23 protein-coding genes and 1 pseudogene are annotated in these 20,780 nt (G+C 69.7%); 1 reads left to right on the forward strand and 23 read right to left on the reverse strand.

Annotation, left to right across the window (positions count from 1 at the left end; all coding sequences use genetic code 11):
• Positions 1-5: 5 nt before the first annotated feature.
• From ACW4TU_RS11670 to rpsB, 5 genes are all read right to left on the reverse strand, one after another.
• Positions 6-1,133: a phosphatidate cytidylyltransferase gene (locus ACW4TU_RS11670; protein ID WP_457427298.1), complete on the reverse strand. Its 1,128-nt coding sequence runs from the start codon at positions 1,131-1,133 to the stop codon at positions 6-8.
• Complete coding sequence (gene frr / locus ACW4TU_RS11675; protein ID WP_457427300.1) at positions 1,133-1,690, reverse strand: ribosome recycling factor; 558 nt, start codon at positions 1,688-1,690, stop codon at positions 1,133-1,135. Before frr ends, ACW4TU_RS11670 begins: the two co-directional genes overlap by 1 nt.
• A 149-nt stretch (positions 1,691-1,839) precedes the next feature.
• Positions 1,840-2,598 carry a UMP kinase gene (pyrH, locus tag ACW4TU_RS11680; RefSeq protein WP_327697978.1) on the reverse strand — a complete coding sequence of 253 codons (759 nt, stop codon included), beginning with the start codon at positions 2,596-2,598 and terminating at the stop codon, positions 1,840-1,842.
• Between the two features lie 203 nt (positions 2,599-2,801).
• The gene (gene tsf, locus ACW4TU_RS11685) at positions 2,802-3,638 is read right to left on the reverse strand and encodes a translation elongation factor Ts (RefSeq protein ID WP_457427302.1); all 837 of its coding nucleotides are present in this window, start codon (positions 3,636-3,638) and stop codon (positions 2,802-2,804) included.
• Positions 3,639-3,737: 99 nt separating this feature from the next.
• Positions 3,738-4,691 (reverse strand): 30S ribosomal protein S2, encoded by a 954-nt coding sequence (rpsB, locus tag ACW4TU_RS11690; protein ID WP_457427304.1) that lies wholly within the window; start codon positions 4,689-4,691, stop codon positions 3,738-3,740.
• A gap of 271 nt (positions 4,692-4,962) precedes the next feature.
• On the opposite strand from rpsB, the gene ACW4TU_RS11695 reads away from it, so the two are divergent.
• The gene (locus ACW4TU_RS11695) at positions 4,963-5,622 is read left to right on the forward strand and encodes a M23 family metallopeptidase (protein WP_457427306.1); all 660 of its coding nucleotides are present in this window, start codon (positions 4,963-4,965) and stop codon (positions 5,620-5,622) included.
• Between the two features lie 161 nt (positions 5,623-5,783).
• Here ACW4TU_RS11695 and ACW4TU_RS11700 read toward each other — a convergent pair whose 3' ends face one another.
• The 18 genes and pseudogenes from ACW4TU_RS11700 to proS form a co-directional block, all read right to left on the reverse strand.
• Complete coding sequence (locus ACW4TU_RS11700) at positions 5,784-6,341, reverse strand: TetR/AcrR family transcriptional regulator (protein ID WP_457430042.1); 558 nt, start codon at positions 6,339-6,341, stop codon at positions 5,784-5,786.
• Positions 6,342-6,437: 96 nt separating this feature from the next.
• Entirely contained in the window at positions 6,438-7,280 is an 843-nt protein-coding gene (gene whiG, locus ACW4TU_RS11705) for an RNA polymerase sigma factor WhiG (RefSeq protein WP_457427308.1), read from the reverse strand.
• 322 nt (positions 7,281-7,602) lie between these two features.
• Positions 7,603-8,784 carry a DNA-processing protein DprA gene (gene dprA / locus ACW4TU_RS11710; RefSeq protein WP_457430044.1) on the reverse strand — a complete coding sequence of 394 codons (1,182 nt, stop codon included), beginning with the start codon at positions 8,782-8,784 and terminating at the stop codon, positions 7,603-7,605.
• A gap of 20 nt (positions 8,785-8,804) precedes the next feature.
• Positions 8,805-10,430 (reverse strand): YifB family Mg chelatase-like AAA ATPase, encoded by a 1,626-nt coding sequence (locus tag ACW4TU_RS11715; protein ID WP_457427310.1) that lies wholly within the window; start codon positions 10,428-10,430, stop codon positions 8,805-8,807.
• Positions 10,430-10,852 (reverse strand): YraN family protein, encoded by a 423-nt coding sequence (locus ACW4TU_RS11720; protein WP_457427312.1) that lies wholly within the window; start codon positions 10,850-10,852, stop codon positions 10,430-10,432. Before ACW4TU_RS11720 ends, ACW4TU_RS11715 begins: the two co-directional genes overlap by 1 nt.
• Positions 10,853-10,959: 107 nt before the next feature.
• Positions 10,960-11,268 carry a DUF2469 domain-containing protein gene (locus ACW4TU_RS11725; RefSeq protein ID WP_003965949.1) on the reverse strand — a complete coding sequence of 103 codons (309 nt, stop codon included), beginning with the start codon at positions 11,266-11,268 and terminating at the stop codon, positions 10,960-10,962.
• A gap of 13 nt (positions 11,269-11,281) precedes the next feature.
• A pseudogene (locus ACW4TU_RS11730) lies at positions 11,282-11,847 on the reverse strand (NUDIX hydrolase).
• Positions 11,837-12,586 (reverse strand): signal peptidase I, encoded by a 750-nt coding sequence (gene lepB, locus ACW4TU_RS11735; RefSeq protein WP_457427315.1) that lies wholly within the window; start codon positions 12,584-12,586, stop codon positions 11,837-11,839. The pseudogene ACW4TU_RS11730 and the gene lepB (ACW4TU_RS11735) overlap by 11 nt, the downstream one beginning before the upstream one ends.
• 90 nt (positions 12,587-12,676) lie before the next feature.
• Positions 12,677-13,705 carry a signal peptidase I gene (gene lepB / locus ACW4TU_RS11740; protein ID WP_457427317.1) on the reverse strand — a complete coding sequence of 343 codons (1,029 nt, stop codon included), beginning with the start codon at positions 13,703-13,705 and terminating at the stop codon, positions 12,677-12,679.
• Positions 13,596-14,678 carry a signal peptidase I gene (gene lepB / locus ACW4TU_RS11745; protein WP_457427319.1) on the reverse strand — a complete coding sequence of 361 codons (1,083 nt, stop codon included), beginning with the start codon at positions 14,676-14,678 and terminating at the stop codon, positions 13,596-13,598. Before lepB (ACW4TU_RS11745) ends, lepB (ACW4TU_RS11740) begins: the two co-directional genes overlap by 110 nt.
• Positions 14,671-15,387, reverse strand: coding sequence for a signal peptidase I (gene lepB / locus ACW4TU_RS11750; protein WP_457427321.1), 717 nt, complete (start codon positions 15,385-15,387; stop codon positions 14,671-14,673). The genes lepB (ACW4TU_RS11745) and lepB (ACW4TU_RS11750) overlap by 8 nt, the downstream gene beginning before the upstream one ends.
• Positions 15,388-15,447: 60 nt before the next feature.
• Positions 15,448-15,798 carry a 50S ribosomal protein L19 gene (gene rplS / locus ACW4TU_RS11755; protein WP_457427323.1) on the reverse strand — a complete coding sequence of 117 codons (351 nt, stop codon included), beginning with the start codon at positions 15,796-15,798 and terminating at the stop codon, positions 15,448-15,450.
• A 133-nt stretch (positions 15,799-15,931) separates the two neighbouring features.
• Entirely contained in the window at positions 15,932-16,753 is an 822-nt protein-coding gene (gene trmD / locus ACW4TU_RS11760) for a tRNA (guanosine(37)-N1)-methyltransferase TrmD (protein ID WP_457427325.1), read from the reverse strand.
• Complete coding sequence (rimM, locus tag ACW4TU_RS11765) at positions 16,753-17,316, reverse strand: ribosome maturation factor RimM (protein WP_457427327.1); 564 nt, start codon at positions 17,314-17,316, stop codon at positions 16,753-16,755. The genes trmD and rimM overlap by 1 nt, the downstream gene beginning before the upstream one ends.
• A gap of 104 nt (positions 17,317-17,420) precedes the next feature.
• The gene (locus ACW4TU_RS11770) at positions 17,421-17,660 is read right to left on the reverse strand and encodes an RNA-binding protein (RefSeq protein ID WP_006373563.1); all 240 of its coding nucleotides are present in this window, start codon (positions 17,658-17,660) and stop codon (positions 17,421-17,423) included.
• A 2-nt stretch (positions 17,661-17,662) separates the two neighbouring features.
• Positions 17,663-18,091, reverse strand: coding sequence for a 30S ribosomal protein S16 (gene rpsP / locus ACW4TU_RS11775; protein WP_457427329.1), 429 nt, complete (start codon positions 18,089-18,091; stop codon positions 17,663-17,665).
• A 415-nt stretch (positions 18,092-18,506) separates the two neighbouring features.
• The gene (locus tag ACW4TU_RS11780; protein ID WP_457427331.1) at positions 18,507-19,109 is read right to left on the reverse strand and encodes a hypothetical protein; all 603 of its coding nucleotides are present in this window, start codon (positions 19,107-19,109) and stop codon (positions 18,507-18,509) included.
• A 251-nt stretch (positions 19,110-19,360) separates the two neighbouring features.
• A complete protein-coding gene (proS, locus tag ACW4TU_RS11785) occupies positions 19,361-20,776 on the reverse strand; it encodes a proline--tRNA ligase (protein WP_457427333.1) in 1,416 nt (471 codons plus the stop codon).
• Between the last annotated feature and the right edge of the window lie 4 nt (positions 20,777-20,780).

Raw genomic sequence — 20,780 nt, forward strand, 5'->3', positions numbered from 1 at the left:
CGTCCTCAGCCCACGAAGGCGACGAACAGCAACCACACCACAGGAGCCGTGGGAAGCAGCGAGTCCAGCCGGTCCATGATGCCGCCGTGCCCCGGCAGCAGCGTGCCCATGTCCTTGATGCCCAGGTCCCGCTTGATCATGGACTCGCCGAGGTCACCGAGCGTGGCACTGACCGCGACCGCGAGGCCCAGCACCAGCCCCTGCCACCAGGTGCCGTCGTCGATCGCGAACTCCATCAGCAGCGCGCCCGCCACCATCGCGAACGCGACAGCGCCGAACAGGCCCTCGCGGGTCTTGCCGGGGCTGATGCGCGGGGCGAGCTTGTGCTTGCCGAAGCGCCAGCCGATCGCGTACGCGCCGGTGTCGCTGACGACGGTCAGGAGCAGGAACGTCATGACACGCTGCGCACCGTCGTCGGCGGTCAGCATCATCGCGACGAACGTGGCCAGGAACGGGACGTAGAAGGCCGCGAAGACGCCTGCCGTGACGTCCTTGAGGTAGCCCTCCGGAGGTTCCGTCATACGCCAGACCAGGACCGCGAGCGCGGTGAGCGCCATCGCGACCCACGCGCCCTCGGGACCCCGGACGTATCCGGCGACGACCATCGCGGCTCCGCCGAGCGCGAGCGGCACCAGTGGTGCCCTGATGCCCTTGCGTTCCTGGAGCCGGGACGTCAGTTCCCACAGGCCGACCACGACGGCGACCGCTATCACGCCGACGAAGGCGGCCTTGACGACGAACAACGACGCGATGATCACCGCACCGAGCCCGACACCGACCCCTATGGCCGCGCCGAGGTCCCGGCCCGCTGTCTTCTTCTGCGGGACGGGGGCGGGCTGTTGGGCATCGTCGGGCACGGGCATGGAATCCGGCTTCTGCGGCACCGTCCCGTAGGGCTGTGCCTGCGGCATCTCGTCGCGGAACGGGGGGCCGCCCGGCCGAGCGGCCCCCCGGTCGTCATCCTGGTGTCCGCCATGTGCGGGTACGTCGGGCACGATGGGCATGGGGCGAGTCTGCTGCGCGTGGTGCGCGTCGTACGCGGGACCCGCCGGGGCAGCCCCCTGGACAGGCCCTCCGTCGGACGGCCCCCAGTACCCGGCGTGGGGCGGCGCCCCCCAGGAAGAGTCGTTCATCAGACTTCGAGAAGCTCCGCTTCCTTGTGCTTGAGAAGCTCGTCCACCTGCGCGACGTACTTCGCGGTGGTGTCGTCGAGCTCCTTCTCCGCGCGACGGCCCTCGTCCTCGCCGACATCGCCGTCCTTGACGAACTTGTCGATGGCGTCCTTGGCCTTGCGTCGGATGGCCCGGATCGAGATCTTGGAGTCCTCGGCCTTGGTCCGGGCCACCTTGATGTAGTCCTTGCGGCGCTCCTGGGTGAGCTCGGGGAACACCACGCGGATGATGTTTCCGTCGTTGCTCGGGTTGACGCCGAGGTCGGAGTCGCGGATCGCCTGCTCGATGTTGCGCAGCGCGCTCTTGTCGAACGGGGTCACCACGGCCATCCGCGGTTCGGGTACGGAGAACGAGGCGAGCTGGTTGATCGGCGTCAGCGCGCCGTAGTAGTCGGCCACGATCTTGTTGAACATCGCCGGGTGCGCACGACCGGTTCGGATCGCGGCGAAGTCCTCCTTGGCGACCACGACGGCCTTCTCCATCTTCTCCTCGGCCTCGAGGAGGGTCTCTTCGATCACCACTTGCTCCTGCGTGTCTTGAGTAGGCCCGGCTGCTCTTCGCGGTCCGCGGCCGGCTGCGTCGCGTCTTCTTCCTGCACGGTTCCCGACCGGCAGGACATTGTCCATCCCCCGCTCAGGGTCCGTCCCCGGGCAGGGCTGATCCCCGGTCAGTCCCGGCTGCCCTGTTCTCCGACGAGTGTGCCGATCTTCTCACCCTTGACGGCCCGCGCGATATTGCCCTCGGTCAGAAGCTCGAAGACGAGGATCGGGAGCTTGTTGTCACGGCACAGCGTGATCGCGGTCATGTCGGCGACCTTGAGGTCCCGGGTGATGACCTCGCCGTAGCCGAGCGAGTCGAACTTGACGGCCTCGGGGTTGGTCTTCGGGTCGGAGTCGTAGACCCCGTCCACGCCGTTCTTGCCCATCAGCAGCGCCTCGGCGTCAATCTCCAGGGCGCGCTGCGCGGCGGTCGTGTCGGTGGAGAAGTACGGCATGCCCATACCGGCGCCGAAGATGACCACACGGCCCTTCTCCAGGTGCCGTACGGCGCGCAGCGGGATGTACGGCTCGGCGACCTGGCCCATGGTGATGGCGGTCTGGACCCGGCTGTCGATGCCCTCCTTCTCCAGGAAGTCCTGGAGAGCGAGGCAGTTCATGACGGTGCCGAGCATGCCCATGTAGTCCGAGCGGGCCCGGTCCATGCCGCGCTGCTGGAGTTCCGCACCGCGGAAGAAGTTGCCGCCGCCGAGGACGACGGCGATCTGGGAGCCGTCGCGCACGACGGCCGCGATCTCACGGGCAATCTTGTGCACCACGTCGGGGTCGACGCCCAGGCCCCCGCCACCGGAGAAGGCCTCTCCGGACAGCTTCAGCATGTACCGGCCGCGCACTTTGCCGTCGTCGCTCTTCTGGGCCTTGGTGGTCATGGAGAATCTCGCCTCTTCACGTGTCACACATACGAAGGAGGCCATTGCCGATGGGGTGTCGATCGCATCCCATGCTCGGCAACGGCCTCCTCGTCAGATCTGCTGTCGTCCGCCACGCGCGCGTGCGTGACGGCGTACGCGCGCGACTGCCATCGACCCTATAGGTATCCCCACGCGGGCCGCGCGTCGATCGCGGTACGGACTCAGATGCCGACCTTGATGCGCGTGAAGCGCTTCAGGGTGACACCGGCCTCGTCCAGGACCTTCTGGACGGACTTCTTGTTGTCCAGCGCGTACGGCTGGCCGAGCAGCGTGGCGTCCTTGAAGAAGCCGTTGAGGCGACCCTCGACGATCTTCGGCAGGGCGGCCTCGGGCTTGCCCTCGGCGCGGGTGGTCTCCTCGGCGACACGGCGCTCGGTCTCGACGACCTCGGCCGGCACGTCCTCCTTGGAGAGGTACTTCGGCGCGAAGGCGGCGATGTGCTGGGCGATGCCCTTGGCGACCTCGGCGTTGGGCTTGTCCAGCTCGACGAGGACACCGATCTGCGGGGGCAGGTCGGGCATCGTGCGGTGCATGTACGCCAGGACGAAACCGTCCGCGAACTGCGCGAAGCGGTCCAGGACGATCTTCTCGCCCAGGTTGGCGTTGGCCTCGTCGACGTACGCCTGAACCGTCTTGCCAGCCTCGATCTCGGAGGCGAGCAGCGCCTCCAGGTCGGCCGGGGAGGTCTTGGCGACGTGCTCGGCGAGCGCGTTCGCGGCGGCCTGGAACTTCTCGCCCTTGGCGACGAAGTCCGTCTCGCACTTCAGCTCGACGAGGACACCGGAGGTGTTGTCGTCGGCGATGATCGAGACGACCGCGCCGTTCTCGGCGGAACGGCCCTCGCGCTTGGCGACGCCCTTCTGGCCCTTGATGCGCAGGGCCTCTACGGCCTTGTCGACAACGCCCTCGGCCTCGTCCAGCGCCTTCTTACAGTCCATCATGCCGGCGCCGGTGAGCTCACGGAGCTTCTTGACGTCGGCGGCGGTGTAGTTCGCCATGATTCTGGGAGTCTCTCTCGAAGTCTGAAAGATCTGCGGAACGAACGGCGGGGGCCCGATGAAGGTGCCCCCGCCGTCGACAACCCGTAAGGGTGAGGGTCAGGCCTGCTCGGCGTCCGCGGCCGGAGCCTCGGCGACCGGAGCCTCGACAGGGGCCTCAGCGGCAACCTCGGCCTCGACGGGAGCCTCCTCGACCGGAGCCTCCTCGGCGGGGGCCTCAGCGGCAACGGCCTCGACGGCAACGGCCTCAGCGGCGGGCGCCTCAGCGTCGTCGGCCTTCTTCTCGCCCTCGAGGAGGTCGCGCTCCCAGGCCGCGAGGGGCTCGGCGACAGCCTTCTCGCCCTTGTCACCGGTGTTGACGCCGGAACGGGAGATGAGGCCCTCGGCGACAGCGTCGGCGATCACGCGGGTGAGCAGGGTGACGGAGCGGATCGCGTCGTCGTTGCCCGGGATCTTGTAGTCGACCTCGTCGGGGTCGCAGTTGGTGTCGAGGATGGCGACGACCGGAATGTTGAGCTTCCGGGCCTCACCGACCGCGATGTGCTCCTTCTTGGTGTCCACGATCCAGACGGCGCTGGGCACCTTGGACATCTCGCGGATACCACCGAGGGTCTTCTCCAGCTTGGCCTTCTCGCGCGAGAGCACGAGAAGCTCCTTCTTGGTGAGACCGGACGCGGCGACGTCCTCGAAGTCGATCTGCTCGAGCTCCTTGAGGCGCTGCAGACGCTTGTAGACGGTCGAGAAGTTGGTGAGCATGCCGCCCAGCCAGCGCTGGTTGACGTAGGGCATGCCGACGCGGGTCGCCTGCTCGGCGATCGCCTCCTGCGCCTGCTTCTTCGTGCCGACGAACATGACCGTGCCGCCGTGGGCGACGGTCTCCTTGACGAACTCGTAGGCGCGGTCGATGTACGACAGCGACTGGAGCAGGTCGATGATGTAGATGCCGTTGCGCTCCGTGAAGATGAAGCGCTTCATCTTCGGGTTCCAACGACGGGTCTGGTGACCGAAGTGGACGCCGCTTTCCAGCAGCTCCCGCATCGTGACGACGGCCATGGCCGTTCTCCTTGTGTTTCTCGGTTGTGCCGCGGATACCGGACGGCACCCGCGCCTGACGCCCGAATACGCCTTGCCGCGAGGGACCGAGAGGCGTTGACACCCACCCTGTGAGGGGCCGGATGTCGGGGCGTGCGAAGTCGACCCGGTCACCCGGATCGCCAAAGGAAGTGTACGGGACCCGCGAGGCCTCGGGTGACGCCGATATCCACAACCGGTCAGTACTCCACAGGCCCACCCAGACCGCCGCGAATCACGCCAGGCTCCGTCCATGCGAGCGAAACGAGGAGTGCGTGCGGGCCTGGGCCTGTCGCTGGCCCTGCTGCTGACACTGACGGCGTCGACGGCGCGGGGAGCCGGGGCACCCCAGCCGGCAGAACCGTCACCCACCACGGATGCCCCGCCCACACCCACGATCGCCCGCAGCTGGCCGGTGGGATCCCGCCCCCTGGTCCTACGCGCCTGGGAACCGCCCCCGACGCCCTACGCCAGGGGCCACCGGGGCGTGGACCTGGCGGCAGCCCCCGGCACCCCGGTTCGCTCGGTGGCCGCGGGCCGGGTGCACTTCGCGGGCCGGGTGGCGGGACGGGGAGTCGTCTCCGTGGAACTCTCGGGCACGGGCACCCCACCCCTGCGAACAACGTACGAACCGGTGACGGCCACGGTCGTGCGGGGTACGGAGGTGACGGCGGGCGAGGTTGTGGGCACGGTGGAGATCGGGGCCGGGCACTGCACAACGGCATGCGTCCACTGGGGCCTGCTGAGAGGCGACACGTACCTGGACCCCCTGGCGCTGCTGCCCCCGTGGCTACTGCACAGGGGCCCATCCCGTCTGCTGCCTGTACTGGGCGTCCCGCTTCCCGCACAATCCCGGCCTGCGGACACACGCAGCCCACTGAGCCCGGGGGCATACCCGGCCCGCCGGCCGTAGGGCGCCGGGCCGCCCAGCCGACGCAACCGCGGGCACACACGACCCACCCAGTCTGCGGGCATGTGTGGCGCCAGGGGCGGCGCCCGCCCACAGAGGGCGGCACCTCGCGGGCGCGGGCAAGCGGAACCCCCTCGACGCCGACCCGGGCTCGCGGCGCCGACTCAGCCCCGTACACCCCGCAACGCCATCACCACAGCCGCATCCGTGATCACCGCGGGATCCTCGGCGACCCCGAACTCGACCCGCCGCACGGCCGCGTCGACGATCCCCTGCAACAGCATCGCGGCCATCCGGGGCTGCGCATGCCCGATGTCCCGCAGCGCCTCGACCACCATCGCGACGAGCCCGCCGTGCGCCGCCCGGATCTTCTCCCGGGCCCCCGCGTCCAGCTCACTCGCCGAGATCGCGACCACAGCCCGGTGCCGCCGGTCACCCACCAGGGCGAGCTGCCGGCGCACATACGCCTCGACCTTGTCCTCGGGCTCCCGCGCCGCGGCCATCGCCGCCTCGACCTCCGCCACCCAGACCGGGAAGTCGACCTCGCACAGCTCCTCGACGACGGACGCCCGCGACCGGAAGTACTCATAGACGGAGGAGCGCGCCAGCCCGGTCCGTTCGGCCAGGGCCGGGAACGTCAGCGCCTCCGTTCCGCCCTCGGACAACAGGGACCTCGCCGCGTCCAGCAGGGCGGCTCGCTGCATCGACCGGTGCTCGGCCACGGAGGCCGCTCGAATCCTTGGCACGTCAACCACTGTACGGACGGACCGCCCCGGAGGGGAGAGACTCCGCTCACCCGGGTCGTCGGAGCCGCCAGGTCAGCGGCCGAAGCTCGCCAGTTTCGCGCGCAGTTGCAGGACCGACTTGGTGTGGATCTGGCTGACCCGGCTCTCGGTCACGCCCAGCACGTTGCCGATCTCCGCGAGCGTGAGGCCCTCGTAGTAGTACAGCGTCACCACGGTCTTCTCCCGGTCGGGCAGCGTGTTGATCGCCCGCGCCAGGAACCGCCGCAGCTCCCGGCCCTCGGCCACCTCGACCGGGTTGTCGGCCGCGGTGTCCTCCAGTGTGTCCATGAGGCTCAGCCGGTCCCCGCCCTCGCCCCCCGCGTGCAGCAGCTCCTCCAGCGCCACCACGTTCGCCAGCGACAACTGGCTGAACACCGCGTGGAGATCGTCGACCGCGATGCCCATCTCGGCGGCCACCTCACCCTCCGTCGGCGTCCGCCGCAGCCGCGCCTCCAGCGTCGTGTACGCCCGCTCCACGTTCCGCGCCTTCTGCCGCACCGACCGCGGAATCCAGTCCAGCGCCCGCAGTTCGTCGATCATCGCGCCCCGGATACGAGTGATCGCGTACGTCTCGAACTTGATCTCCCGCTCGATGTCGAACTTCTCGATCGCGTCGATCAGCCCGAACACCCCGGAGGAGACGAAGTCCGCCTGCTCGACGTTGGGCGGCAGCCCGACGCTCACCCGGCCGGCGACGTACTTCACGAGCGGCGAGTAGTGCAGGATCAGCTGCTCGCGCAGCCGCTCGTCGCCCGTCGTCTTGTACGAACGCCACAGCTCGTCGAGCGTCGAGGGAGCGGGCGGGCGCCCGTTACCGCCGTCGCGGGCTGCCGGTGGGGCCGCCGCCCGGTCGGACCCGGAGGTGTGCTGGGGCATACGTCGCCTTGTGCCGTTCTGCCGTGAACCGGTGGTGTCTGGAGGAGTGCCCGGGTGGGCCGTCGGTCTGTTGCGGTCTGATGTCGAATTACCCGTCTGGCCGAATTGCCTGTCCGACCGCCGGTCTGCGTCGGAATCCACGTGAGCGTAGCGTGACTGAGGTGTCGCAGTGTGCGAGGTCGGGGGGACAGGGTGTACGCAGATACGTTCCGCTTGACGCCCTCCAGGGTCATACCCGTTGCCCTGTGTGACCATCGGAGCGGACCAACTGCGGGAATTACCAAGGGCGTCGGGCATCCCCCGGACGGCCGAACACGCTCGGTCAGCACCGGTCGCGGCCGGACCGGACGGAGATCATCGCCTGGCGTGTCAACTTCCAGCCGTCGTCGTGTCGTTCGACGTATCCAAGTGATCGGAGCTCGTACAGCCTGGCGACCGCCTCGTCCTGCACCGTCGACGCGCCCCGCGCGATCTCGTCCACCGTCGCCGTCCCGCGCGCCGGCAGCGCGGCCAGGACTCGTACCGCCGCCGGTTCCAGCAGGTCGCGCGGGAGCACCGGCCCCCGCCGGTCCGGCGCCAGTTCGCCCATGTCCCCGACCAGCTCGGCGACTTCCGCGGCGTCGGTGACCAGCATCGCCTCGCCACGCAGGAGTTCGTGCACACCGGCGGAGAGCCCGCTGGTGGCGGGTCCCGGCACCCCCATCGTGAACCGGCCCAGCCGCTGCGCCGCCCGCGCCGTGACGAGCGAACCGCTGCGGTACGCGGCCTCGACGACCACGGTCCCCCGGGTGAGGGCGGCGATCACCCGGTTCCGCATCACGAACCGGCTCTGCGTCGGATGGTCACCGGGCGGCAACTCACCCACCACCAGCCCCTGTTCGGCGATTCTGGTGATCAACTGGGTGTGTCCGCGCGGATAGGGCCGGTCGACCCCGCAGGCGAGTACGGCGACGGTGGCCCCGCCCGCACCGAGCGCGCCCCGGTGCGCGGCCCCGTCGACCCCGTACGCGCCACCCGACACGACCACCCACCCGCGCTCAGCGAGCCCGGCGGCGAGAGTGGCCGCCATGTGCGCGCCGTACTCGGTGCAGGCCCTGGCCCCCACCACGGCGACGGACCGCAGCGCCCACATCCGCAGGCTGGGCCGCCCGCGCACCCACAGTCCCGTGGGCCGCGCGTCCCCGAGGTCGTCGAGCTGGGCCGGCCACTCCGGGCGGCCGGGCCACACGAACCGCACGCCCGCCGCCCGGGCGACGGCGAGATCCCGCTCGGGCTCGGCCTGTACCGCCCGCGCGCACAGGCCCGCCCACCGGGTCGCGGTGACCCCGGTCGGCATCGGACCGCCGTCCCGCAGCCGCCGTACCACCTCGACGGCCCCGCACTCCCGGACCCACCGCCCGGCGACCTCGTCACCCGGCTCGACAACCCGGGTGAGGAAGACCCGGGCAAGCCCCTCCGCGTCCAACCCGCCGACCGCCTCTCCGCTCGACTCGCCGCCGGTCACGTCCCCGGCCGTGTCCCCCGTCACGTCAGCGCCCCGATGGCCATAGGCACCCCTCGCGGTACCCCCGTACGCAGTTGCAGCGCCAGGGCGACGTCCGCCACGTCGGGCCGGTCGTGGCCGACGAGGTCCGCGACGGTCCAGGCGACCCGCAGGACGCGGTCGATCCCGCGCGCGGTGAGCACACCACGTTCCAGATTCCGCTCGGCCTCCTCCATGGCGCCGGGCACGGCGTGCCAGCGGCTGCGCAGTTCCCGTCCCGGTACTTCGCTGTTGGTCCGCCACGGGGTCCCCTTGAACCGCGCCGCCGTTCGCTCCCGGGCCGCCCGCACCCGTTCGGCGACCGTCGCCGTGGACTCCCCCCGCGCCCCGCGCTCGACGAGTTGGGAGCGCGTGACCCGGTCCACCTCGACCCGCAGGTCGACCCGGTCGAGCAGTGGTCCGGAGAGCCGGGCCTGATAGCGCCGGATCACGGAGGGCGGGCACTCGCAGAGGGTGTCCCGCTGGGAGAAACGGCCGCACGGGCATGGATTGGCCGCGAGGACCATCAGGAACCTGGCCGGAAACCGCACGACCCCCGCGCTCCGCGCGATCACCACATGCCCGGCCTCGAGAGGCTGGCGCAGAGCGTCCAGCACCCGGCTGCCGAATTCGGGGGTTTCATCCAGGAAGAGAATTCCCCGATGAGCCAGCGAGACGGCTCCGGGCCGCGCCACGCCCTGTCCACCGCCGACGAGCGCCTGCATGGTGGCCGAGTGGTGCGGGGCGCAGTAGGGCGCCGTGTCGATCAGGGGTTTGCCCGGCGGCAGCAGGCCCGCGACCGAGTGCACGGCCGTGACCTCGAGCGACTCCTCCCGGGTGAGCCTCGGCAGGACGGCGGGCAGCCGCTCGGCGAGCATCGTCTTGCCGGCCCCTGGTGGACCTTCCAGGAACACGTGGTGGCCACCGGCCGCCGCCACCTCCATCGCCGTGCGCGCCGAGTGCTGGCCCACGACGTCGGCCAGGTCATGGCCGTTGTCGTACTGGGCGGCGCCCATGCTGTGTATGCCCGTGGCCGCCCCGGTGCCCGGCATCCGCAGGCCCGCCATGAGCGGGTCCGGGCGGCCGTGCTCGTCCGGTTCCTCCTCGGGCACGGGCTCGTCCGTGAGGACGGCGATCAGCTGCCGCAGGCTGCGCACACCGAGCACCGACACCCCGGGGACCAGCGCGGCCTCGGCGGCGGAGCACTCCGGTACGACCACCTGTTCGTATCCCGAGTCGGCCGCCGCCAGCACCGCCGGCAGGATGCCCCGGACCGGTCGCACCCGGCCGTCGAGGCCCAGTTCTCCGATCATCACGATGTCGGCGAGGACCCGGGGATCGATCCGCTCGGCGGCCCCGAGCACGGCCGCCGCGACGGCGAGATCGAACCCACTGCCGCTCTTGGGCACGGACGCCGGGCTGAGCCCCACCGTGAGCTTCTTCTGCGGCCAGGCGGCTCCCGAGTTGACGACCGCGGCCCGGACCCGGTCCCGGCTCTCCGTCAGGCTCTTGTCGGGCAGTCCCACCAGGGTGAAGGCGGCGACGCCGGGTTCGAGGTCCGCCTGGACCTCGACGACCACGCCCTCGACTCCCACCAGCGCGACCGAACACGTACGGGCGAATCCCATCACGCCACCCCCCGCGCGTGTTCCACCACGGGCGCGCCGCGCTCGGGCAGCAGTACACCGACCAGGTCGATACGGACGCCGCCGGGTGGCGCTCCCCCGTGTTCCTGGACCCAGCGCTCGGCAAGGCCCCGCAGCCGCTCCGCCTTGGCCGGCGTGACGGCCGCCATCGGGTGCTGGAAGGCTCCCGCCGGTCCGGCCGCCCGACGGGTCTTGACCTCGCAGACGACGAGCGCGTCGCCGTCCCGGGCGACGATGTCGATCTCGCCGGTCCGGCCGGCGCGCCAGTTGCGGTCCAGGACCGTCATCCCGGCCTCGGTCAGCCGCCGCGCGGCCAGTTCCTCGCCGTACCTGCCCAGGGCTCCGCGCTGCGCGTTGCCCCGCGCACCGCCCTGTCCGCCGCCTTGTGCATGGCGTGTGTTCATGTCGGCACCACCTCCGGCGCCAACAATGCGGTCAGTTCAGCGAGCTATTGGATCTTGGTGGACAACCTCGGCGTTGTGGACAACTCCGCCACCCGCACGAGTGACGGTCAGCCGCCCGGAAGCTCCAGATCGCTCTTGTTCAGCTCCTCGATGTTCACGTCCTTGAACGTGAGTACCCGCACCTGCTTCACGAACCGGGCCGGCCGGTACATGTCCCACACCCAGGCGTCCGCCATGGACACCTCGAAAAACACCTCACCCTGAACCGAGTGCACCTGCATCTCATAGTCGTTGGTGAGGTAGAAGCGCCGTTCGGTCTCGATCACGTATTTGAACAGACCGACGACATCGCGGTACTCCCGGTAGAGCTTCAGCTCCATCTCGGTCTCGTACTTCTCGAGGTCCTCGGCGCTCATGGCATGTTCCCCTTCAGCCGTGCGTCCCCCTATTGTGCGCCAGCGCCGCGAGCCCCTGGACGATTTCCGTCTCGAGGACCTCGGGCATGGCCGGGGGACCTTCGTCGAGCACCTTGCGCAGGAGCTCGGCGAGTCTGGTCGGATACACCGTCTCATGTGCCTGGGTCAGTTCCTGGCACGTCCACCAACGCGCTCCGGCGACACTGCGCCGTTCCAGCTCCGTGAGACCCGTGGCCCGGGTCTCCGTTCTGTCCGTACGGGCCAGGTAGTACCACTCGTCCTGGTCCCAGCGGCGCCCCGCGAACGGGAAGGAGCACCTGCGCCGCCACAGCACCGGACCGAGTTCGACCTCGGTGATGCCGGTCTCCTCCTCGAGTTCGCGCAGCGCGGCCTCCTCGCGCGTCTCGTCGCCCTCCAGACCGCCGCCGGGAGTGAACACCAGTCGTCGGCCGGATCGTCCGGCTCATGCCCGTGCAGCAGCAGGATCCGGTCCCGTGGATCGAGGAGCACGAGCCGGGACACCTTGCGCACACCACCGGCGGAGGAGTCGTCCGCGGTGCCCACCACCTCAGCGGGCACCGGCCGGCTCCGCCACCGCGGCGGCACCGCGCCGCTTCGCCGCCCGCGCGGCGATCGGCCCGTAGGCGCCGCCGCCCAGGACGAACACCCCGCCCACCACTATCGCGACGGTGAGCAGCCGCAGCGGGCCCGGCGTGGACAGGCCCCCCAGGGACTCGAAGCCCGTGGGACGGGCCAGCATGCCGTTCATGGGCCACACCACGGCGTCGACGCGGGCGTCCACCGAAGTCCGCGACACCGTGCCGTTGAAGGCCTCCGTGAGGTGGGCCGTGGAGTCCAGGGAGCCGGTGCGCTCGTCACCGAGGAGGAACAGGCGCCCCTTGGGGACCGTGATCGACGGGATGCCGGTCAGCTCGGCGGCCTGGCCCTTGCGCAGGTAGGACTCCTGGATCTGCTTGCCGTTGACGACCAGCCTGCCGTCCGTGCAGCAGGAGACCGTGTCACCGCCCACGGCCACGACCCGCTTGACCAGAGGCATGTCGCCCCAGCTCTCCTGCCTGAAGACCACGACGTCACCGCGCTTGATCTCGCCGTCGTCGACGCGCTGGGCCAGCACATGGTCACCGGCCACGATGGTGGGCGACATGGAGTCGGTCGGCACGGTGTACGGCCGGTAGAGGATCGCGCCCCAGACGAAGCCGCCCAGGAAGAGCACACAGCCGAGGGCCATGACCAGTCCCGACAGCTTGCTGCCGAGCCGCCCGTGGCCCTCGTCCGTACGTGTCGTCGTGCCGCTCATCCCAGTGTTCTCCCAGCTCGGAGAGGCGATCCCCGTGGCCCCTGCGCCAACTGGCCGGGCCACGGAAGATCGGCTGTCTGGGACGGCACCCTACCCGGCGGTACCCGACCCGGGAACACCGGAGTTTCCGACGGTAACGGGAGCAGTCGTACGACCGACCGCGCGACGCCTGCGCCACAGGACCAGCGGGAAGGCGCCCGCGAGGCCCAGCGCGCCCGGAGCGGCGGCGCTCAGGTTCTGGTCGAACGTGTCGGGAATCGGCAGCGTGTCCCAGCGGGTGGGCGGCCAGGCGACCACGATGGCACGGCCGACGACGTTGCCCACGGGGACGAAGCCCTGGTTCTTGTCCTCCTGGTGGTACCGGGAGTCCAGCGAGTTCTGCCGGTGGTCACCCATGACCCAGATTTTGCCTGTGGGTACCGTGACCTTGAACTGACCACCCTGGTCGTCGACGCTGCACGGGGTGTTCCCCGCGTACACGTACGGCTCGTCGAGCGCCTTGCCGTTGACCTTCAGCGGGCCCGTGCCGTTGCACTCGACGGTGTCGCCGCCGACGCCGATGACGCGCTTGATGAGGTCCTTCTCGTTGGCGGACGGCATCAGGCCGATCCAGCCGAGGACCCGCTGCACGGGGTTCGGTTCGACGATCGGCTCGCCGGCCAGCCAGTCGGCGGGGTCGTGGAAGACGACGACCTCACCGCGCTCGGGCTCGGAGCCGAACCAAGGGGTCAGTTTGTCGACGAGGACCCGGTCGCCCTGCTCCAGCGTGTGCTGCATGGAGTCCGAGGGGATCGAGAACGCCTGGACCAGGAAGGTCTTGATCAGCAGCGCCAGCACCAGCGCGATACCGATGAGCAGCGGCAACTCCTTCCAGAAGGAGCGCTGCTTCCTGGGCTTGTGGCCGGGCTCGCCGAGATCCTGCGCGGTGTCGTCCCCGGAGTCACCGGAATCCCCACCGCCCGTCCCGGAGGACCCTGAGCCACTCCCGGCGAGCCCTGGGGCCCCGGGGTCACTCTCGGCGGGGACCGCGTCCTCTGCGGCCGGTGGAACCGGCTGCGCGGGGCGCTGTTCCTCGGGACCGTCCTGTCCGGACCGTGCGCCGACCGCCAAATCCCCCACACCCACTCCTTACTCCGAACCGCCGCCTGCGCCGGATGCGACGCAGGCCCACCACTCCCATAACGAGCGGGAGTTCCGCAGGGGTCGGGAGCGGGATCGATCCATACCGATCCGCGGAAGCCACCCTATGCGACGAGCCGAGGGCGGTGGCCGACCCACCCGGCACCGAGGAGAACGTGTCCGGCTCCTCCAGCTGGGTCCAGTGGCCGAACGGCCAGGCGATGACCATGGCCCGGCCCACGACGGAGCTCTCGGACACGGTGCCGCTGTACGCCTCGGTGCGGTGGTAGCGGGAGTCGGCCGAGTTGGCCCGGTGGTCGCCCATCACGAACAGGCGTCCCTCGGGAACCTTCACCTCGAAGGTGAACGACGACGGCTTGTTGCCGGGGTGGATGTAGGTCGTCTCGTTGAGCGGCATGCCGTTGACGGTCACGCGGCCCTCGGAGTCGCAGCACTTGACGGTGTCGCCGCCGACCGCGACGACCCGCTTGATGAGGTCCTTCTCGTTGTCCGAGGGCAGCAGGCCGATGAAGGTGAGCCCCTGCTTGACCTGCTTGACGACGATGGGGTCCTCGCCCTTCGCGGTGGTCGACTCGCCGTCGAGCCAGCCCCCGGGGTCCTTGAAGACGACGACGTCACCGCGCTGGGGCTCGGAACCGAACCAGGGGGTGAACTTGTCCACGAGGACCCGGTCGCCGATCTGGATCGTGTTCTCCATCGAGCCCGACGGGATCACGAACGCCTGCACGAGGAACGTCTTCAGGACCAGCGCTATGAGGACCGCGACACCCACCAGAAGAGGTATCTCCTTGACGGCCGAACGCCGTCTGCGCCGCTTGACCTTGCGCTGGAGCTTGCGCCGCTCGGCCCGGCCCGGTCTGGCGGCGGCACCGGAGGCCCGGCGCGAGCCGGTGGGCAGCAGTTGCTCGGCGACGGTACTGGGCGCCCCGCGCGGCTTGCCGCGGTTACCCATGGACACCGTCCGCGGCGGGCACACGCGCGTACGCGCCAGGTCGGTCCAGACGGGTCCAGTGGTCGCTGGGCCAGCCGATCCAGTCGGCCCGGCCGATCACCCTGCCCACGGGGACCATGCCGCCGCCAGGCGAACCCAGATGGTCCCGGGAGTCGCTGGAGTCGCTGCGGTGGTCGCCCAGGACGAAGAGTCCGCCCTCGGGCACCACGACGTCGAAGGACACCGTGGACGGGCTGTCACCGGGGTAAAGGAACGTCGACTCGTCGACCGACCGGCCGTTCACCTCGATTCTCCCCTCCTTGTCGCAGCAGAGCACGTGGTCTCTCCCCACACCCACAACGCGCTTGATGTAGTCGGCGTGCCCGAAGTAGCCGGTTCCGTCGAAGACGACGACGTCACCGCGCTGCGGCTCGGCACCGAAACGGTACGCGAACTTATTTACGAGAACGCGGTCCCCGATCCTCAATCCGCGCTCCATCGAGCCGCTGGGAATTTCGAACGGCTGGATGACGAATCGGCTGAAGAGGAGCAGAAAGAGCAGGAAAAGCAGCACGGTCAGGGTGATCCGGCCGCCCGGGAGCCACTCGGCCGCCCGGGACACCAACGCAAAACGCGACCGGTCCTCCGGCCCCTCGGTGTCCGAGAACTTCTCGGATCGAACAGGGCGGGAGGAGCGGTCGCGCTCCGTCGGCTGTGCTTCGGTGTCCATCGGGGCAGGATGTTATCCGGCCTCGATGTGAGCCCTCTTTATATCGGGCCCGCCGAAAGCTCAGTTGTCGCGCTTCTCCTTGATCTTCGCGGCCTTGCCGCGCAGCTCACGGAGGTAGTACAGCTTGGCGCGACGCACGTCACCACGCATGACCAGCTCGATCTTCTCGACGATCGGGGTGTGCACCGGGAAGGTGCGCTCCACGCCGACGGAGAACGAGATCTTGCGGACCGTGAAGGTCTCGCGGACACCGGAGCCCTGGCGGCGGATGACTACGCCCTTGAACTGCTGCACACGGGTGCGGTTGCCCTCGATGACGCGGACGTGGACGTTGACGGTGTCACCCGGGCGGAAGGCCGGGATGTCGCTGCGCAGCGACGCGGAGTCGACGGAGTCGAGCAGGTTGGACATTTCATCTGCTTTCTTCGTTGATGCCACAGGTCATCAACGGGAGCTTGGATCTCGGAAGGATGCTGTCCGTGCCGGGGCGGGCGTCGTGTCCCCCCGTGGCAGGGGCGCACGCCGGACGACGCACAACAAAGAGCTATTCTTTCACGCCCTCTGGCCTGCGCCAAAATCGGCCGTCGGCGGAAGGCCGCCACGCCATGATGGAGAGCGTCTCGCGGTCCTTCTTGTCGAAGGCCGACGCATCGGTCTGTTCGATCAGGTCGGGACGGTTGGCCGCCGTACGACGCAGCGCCTCGTCCCGGCGCCAGCGCGCGATCTTTCCGTGGTGGCCGCTGAGCAGCACGTCCGGGATCTCCCGTCCGCGCCACTGGGGCGGCTTGGTGTAGACGGGCCCCTCCAGGAGGTTGGCCATGGCACCCGGCGCGAAGGAGTCGTCCTGGTGCGACTCGGCGTTGCCGAGCACCCCGGGCAGCAGCCGCGCCACGGCCTCCGTGATCACCAGTACGGCCGCCTCGCCGCCGGCGAGCACGTAGTCGCCGATGGACACCTCGTACACCGGCATCCGCGTGGCGTACTCGTCGATGACACGGCGGTCGATGCCCTCGTAACGGGCGGGTGTGAAGACCAGCCACGGCCGCTCGGACAGCTCGACGGCGAGCGCCTGGGTGAAGGGGCGGCCACTGGGCGTGGGCACGACCAGCGCGGGTGTCCGGGAGCCGGTCTCGTAGCCGTCGGCCAGTACGTCGTCCAGTGCTTCGCCCCAGGGATCGGTCTTCATGACCATGCCCGGGCCGCCGCCGTAGGGCGTGTCGTCGACCTTGTTGTGGCGGTCGTACGTCCAGTCCCGAAGATGATGCACGTGCACGTTCAGCTGTCCACGCGTGCGTGCCTTGCCGACGAGCGAGACGTTCAGGGGTTCGAGGTACTCGGGAAAGATCGTGACGACGTCGAGACGCATCAGGCGTCGGCCCCCGAGGACTCTTCGTCGTCCCTGGCAGACACGATCTCGGACTTGTCGTCGATCAGACCCGGCGGCGGATCGATGACCGCCCGCTGCTCCTCCAGGTCGATCTCCACGACGATCTCCTGGACGAACGGGACGTACACCTCGCTGCCGTCGGGGCGCTCCACGACGAACAGGTCCTGGGAGGGCAGGTGCGAGATCTCGGTGATGCGTCCGACCTCGGTGCCGTCGACCAGGACCACGTCCAGGTCCATCAGCTGGTGGTCGTAGTACTCGTCCTCGTCCTCGGGCAGTTCCTCGGGGTCGATGTCGGCGATCAGCAGGATGTTGCGGAGGGCCTCGGCGCCGGTCCGGTCGCGTACGCCCTCGAAGCACAGGAGGAGCCGGCCGCTGTGGACGCGGCCGGTCTCGATGGTCAGCGGGCCCGCCGTGGCCGGGTCGGTGGCCAGGACGGCACCGGGACCGAGCCGCCGTTCCGGCTCGTCGGTACGCACCTCGACGGTGACCTCGCCCTTGATGCCGTGGGCGCGACCCACACGCGCGACTACGAGCTGCACTTCTGGAATCTCCTGTCGTGTGCCTACGGCATTACTCCGTAGACGACTACGGGCCGGGGACGGCCCAGTGGCCCTCCCCGGCCCGAGCCGGTGCTACGTGGTGATCAGCGAACCTGGTCCACGTCGACGAGGTCGACACGGACACCGCGTCCGCCGATGGCACCCACGACGGTTCGCAGGGCGCGCGCGGTACGGCCGTTGCGGCCGATCACCTTACCGAGGTCGTCGGGGTGAACCCTGACCTCCAGAACGCGCCCACGACGCAGATCGCGCGAGGCGACCTGCACTTCGTCGGGGTTGTCGACGATGCCCTTCACGAGGTGCTCGAGAGCCTCCTCGAGCATGCTCAGGCCTCGGTCGGCGCAGCCGCAGAGGACTCAGCCGGAGCCTCGTCCTTCTTCTCGGCCTTCTTCTTCTGGGTGATGGCCTCACCCTTGCCCTCGTTGTCGCCGCCCAGGGCCTCGAACAACGGACGGGCGGGCTTCGGAGCGGCCACGAGCAGCGGAGCCGGGGCGGGCAGGCCCTTGAACTTCTGCCAGTCGCCGGTCAGCTTGAGGATGGCGAGAACCGGCTCGGTCGGCTGCGCGCCGACACCCAGCCAGTACTGCGCGCGGTCGGTGTCGACCTCGATGCGCGAGGGGTTCTGCACCGGGTGGTACAGGCCGATCTCCTCGATGGCCCGGCCATCACGGCGGGTACGGGAGTCGGCGACGACGATGCGGTAGTGAGGCGAACGGATCTTGCCCAGACGCTTCAGCTTGATCTTGACTGCCACGGGAGTGGGTTCTCCTGGATTTGACGTGGTTGGGCACGGCGAGATTGCCGCGTGGGGTTGCGGTACCCGAGTGCCCGATGGACGCGTCAGCCGGAGGCGAGAGGGTTCCTGTGCGGCTGTCGAGTACAGCTGGCCATTCTGCCACATCCTGCGGGTGACCCGAACCGGAGGGTGTGTGCGCCCACGTCTGAGAGGCACCCGGCGTCAGGGTGCCGTAGAGGCAGGTCGCACCGCCCGGCTCTCACGGGGTGCCGCTGCGCCCACCCGTGCCGCCCCAGCGGCACGACTGCCCGCAGCCGGCGCGTACGCGGCTGCCGACGGGCGGACGGTCGCGGCACCCCGACAAACATCCATCCCCACGTGTTCATCCGGCACCCACGAGATGCCGGGCTCGATCACGCGACGGAGCGGGGTGTCAGGCGGCGCCCGCGCCCACGATCTCGGGGATGCGGAACGGCTTGCCGCAGCCGCCGCACACGATCGGGGCCTGTGCCAGCACCGACGGGACGACGCGCACGTTGCGGCCGCAGTCGCAGACGGCCTTCACGCGCACCCCTCCCCCGGAGGAGCCGTGGCGGGCGGCCGGACCGCGGAAGGCGCGGGTCGTGTCGGTGGTGGTGGCCACCGTGTGCGCCTTCAGGGCGCGCTGCAGCCGCTCCATGGTGGGGCGGTAGCGCCGCTTGGCCTCGGGATTGAGCGTGACCAGCGAGAAGCCGCTGCTGGGGTGCGGTTCCTCGGGGTGGTCCAGGCCCAGTTCCTCGGCGATCGCGAGGAATCTGCGGTTGTGGTAGCGGCCGGCCCGGGAGGTGTCGCGGACACCTCGGGCTGCGGCGATGCCATGGACTGCCTCATGCAGCAGTCGCTCGAAGGAGAGGGCGTGCCCGCAGGCGGACGACGACTCTCCGATCAGGGACTCGGGCGCGGCAAGATCGGGCAGCTCGGGGTGGTACCGCTGAATGTCGGCCCACGCCTGCGCCAGTTCTGCGGCGAGTACAGGTGGTGTCTGTGTCGTGCTCACGTAATGACAACGAGCCTGGGTGCCGCTGTGTTCCGATTCCGGGCCATCCCAAATAATTTGCACGTACCCGTCAGTTGCCGCTGATGCGTCCGGACGAGGGCGGGTGCGCTGATCTGCGGAGAAGCCTCACAGCTCATACCAAGCCGGTGCGTAGCCCCACGTACGACCCGGCGCGTAGACGTTGTCCGCACGCCGGGGCACCTGTGGCCGTCCGGTGCGCAAGAGGCGTTTCGGTCGCTCTCGTCCCCGCCTCAGTAGGCGCGGGCGACGATGGCGACGTTACCGGGTGCGTCGTCGGCGTCGGGAACCGACCCGTCCGCCGCGACCAGACACCGTACGGTCACCCCGTGCTCACCGAGCCTGGCCTCGCCCTTCTCGCCGAGCACCGCCCAGGGGACGCGCGCCCAGCCGCCGGCGGTCGCCGCCTCGACGGCCTCCTCGAACGTCGACACGTCCGACGTACGGGACTCCCGGCGCTCGCGCGACTGGGCCAGCAGCAGCGCCTGGTCCTCTTCGAGGACGGTGGGCAGCAGTCGTACGAGCGTGTCGAGGGCGACCGGTTCCCTGCTGCCCGGGATGCGGCGGACGAGCATCGCCGTGCCGCTCTCCAGGTCACGGGGGCCGACCTCGATGCGTACCGGTACGCCCTTGAGCTCCCAGTCGACGGCGCGGCGGCCGAAGGGCACGTCCGTGCGGTCGTCCAAGCGCACGCGTACGCCCGCCGCCCTCAGCCGGTCGCCGATCTCGCGGACCTTGGCCAGAACCGCTTCGTCGCCCTTGATCGCGAGGACCACGGCCTGGATCGCGGCGAGACGCGGCGGGACCCGCAGGCCGTTGTCGTCACCGTGCGCCATCACCAGGGCGCCGATCATGCGGGTCGTCGAGCCCCAGGACGTCTGCCAGACGAGTTCCTGCCTGCCTTCCTTCGACAGGTAGCGGGTGTTGAACGCCTTGGCGAAGTTCTGGCCCAGCTCATGGCTGGTGGCCATCTGGATGGCCTTGCCGTCGCCCATCATGCCTTCGAGGGTGAGGGTGTTGATCGCACCCGCGAAGCGCTCCTTGACCGTCTTGCGGCCGGGAACGGTGTCCATCGCCAGGACGTTCACCATGAAGTCCTCGTAGACATCGCGGTGGATGTGCGCGGCGAACTCGCGGGCGTCCTCGTAGGTGGCGTGGGCGGTGTGGCCTTCCTGCCACAGGAACTCCGACGTGCGGAGGAAGATCCGGGGACGCAGTTCCCAACGCACCACGTTCGCCCACTGGTTGATCAGCAGGGGCAGGTCGCGGTAGCTCTGCACCCACTTCGAGAAGTAGTCGTTGATGATCATTTCGGAGGTGGGGCGCACCACCGCGGGCTCTTCGAGTTCCTTGCCGCCGCCGTGGGTGACCACGGCCAGTTCGGGCGCGAAACCCTCGACGTGCTCGGCCTCCCTGGCGAAGTACGACTGCGGGATCAGCAGGGGGAAGTAGGCGTTCTGCGCGCCCGTCTCCTTGATCCGCGCGTCCATCTCGGCCTGCATCCGCTCCCAGAGCCCGTACCCGTACGGCCGGATGACCATGGTGCCCCGCACCGGACCGTTGTCGGCCAACTCGGCCTTGGCGACCAGATCCTGGTACCAGCGGGGGAAGTCAATTGCCTGCGGCGTGAGTACGGGTGCCTTTGCCATGGCG

It is taken from the genome of Streptomyces kryoterrae (genome assembly GCF_054072135.1).

Coding starts and splice junctions, on each gene's coding strand:
- ACW4TU_RS11670 (WP_457427298.1), bottom strand. CDS start 1,133: ATGAACGACTCTTCCTGGGGGGCGCCGCCCCACGCCGGGTACTGGGGG.
- pyrH (WP_327697978.1), bottom strand. CDS start 2,598: ATGACCACCAAGGCCCAGAAGAGCGACGACGGCAAAGTGCGCGGCCGG.
- tsf (WP_457427302.1), bottom strand. CDS start 3,638: ATGGCGAACTACACCGCCGCCGACGTCAAGAAGCTCCGTGAGCTCACC.
- rpsB (WP_457427304.1), bottom strand. CDS start 4,691: ATGGCCGTCGTCACGATGCGGGAGCTGCTGGAAAGCGGCGTCCACTTC.
- ACW4TU_RS11695 (WP_457427306.1), top strand. CDS start 4,963: ATGCGAGCGAAACGAGGAGTGCGTGCGGGCCTGGGCCTGTCGCTGGCC.
- whiG (WP_457427308.1), bottom strand. CDS start 7,280: ATGCCCCAGCACACCTCCGGGTCCGACCGGGCGGCGGCCCCACCGGCA.
- ACW4TU_RS11715 (WP_457427310.1), bottom strand. CDS start 10,430: ATGGGATTCGCCCGTACGTGTTCGGTCGCGCTGGTGGGAGTCGAGGGC.
- ACW4TU_RS11720 (WP_457427312.1), bottom strand. CDS start 10,852: ATGAACACACGCCATGCACAAGGCGGCGGACAGGGCGGTGCGCGGGGC.
- ACW4TU_RS11725 (WP_003965949.1), bottom strand. CDS start 11,268: ATGAGCGCCGAGGACCTCGAGAAGTACGAGACCGAGATGGAGCTGAAG.
- lepB (WP_457427315.1), bottom strand. CDS start 12,586: ATGAGCGGCACGACGACACGTACGGACGAGGGCCACGGGCGGCTCGGC.
- lepB (WP_457427319.1), bottom strand. CDS start 14,678: ATGGGTAACCGCGGCAAGCCGCGCGGGGCGCCCAGTACCGTCGCCGAG.
- lepB (WP_457427321.1), bottom strand. CDS start 15,387: ATGGACACCGAAGCACAGCCGACGGAGCGCGACCGCTCCTCCCGCCCT.
- rplS (WP_457427323.1), bottom strand. CDS start 15,798: ATGTCCAACCTGCTCGACTCCGTCGACTCCGCGTCGCTGCGCAGCGAC.
- trmD (WP_457427325.1), bottom strand. CDS start 16,753: ATGCGTCTCGACGTCGTCACGATCTTTCCCGAGTACCTCGAACCCCTG.
- ACW4TU_RS11770 (WP_006373563.1), bottom strand. CDS start 17,660: ATGCTCGAGGAGGCTCTCGAGCACCTCGTGAAGGGCATCGTCGACAAC.
- proS (WP_457427333.1), bottom strand. CDS start 20,776: ATGGCAAAGGCACCCGTACTCACGCCGCAGGCAATTGACTTCCCCCGC.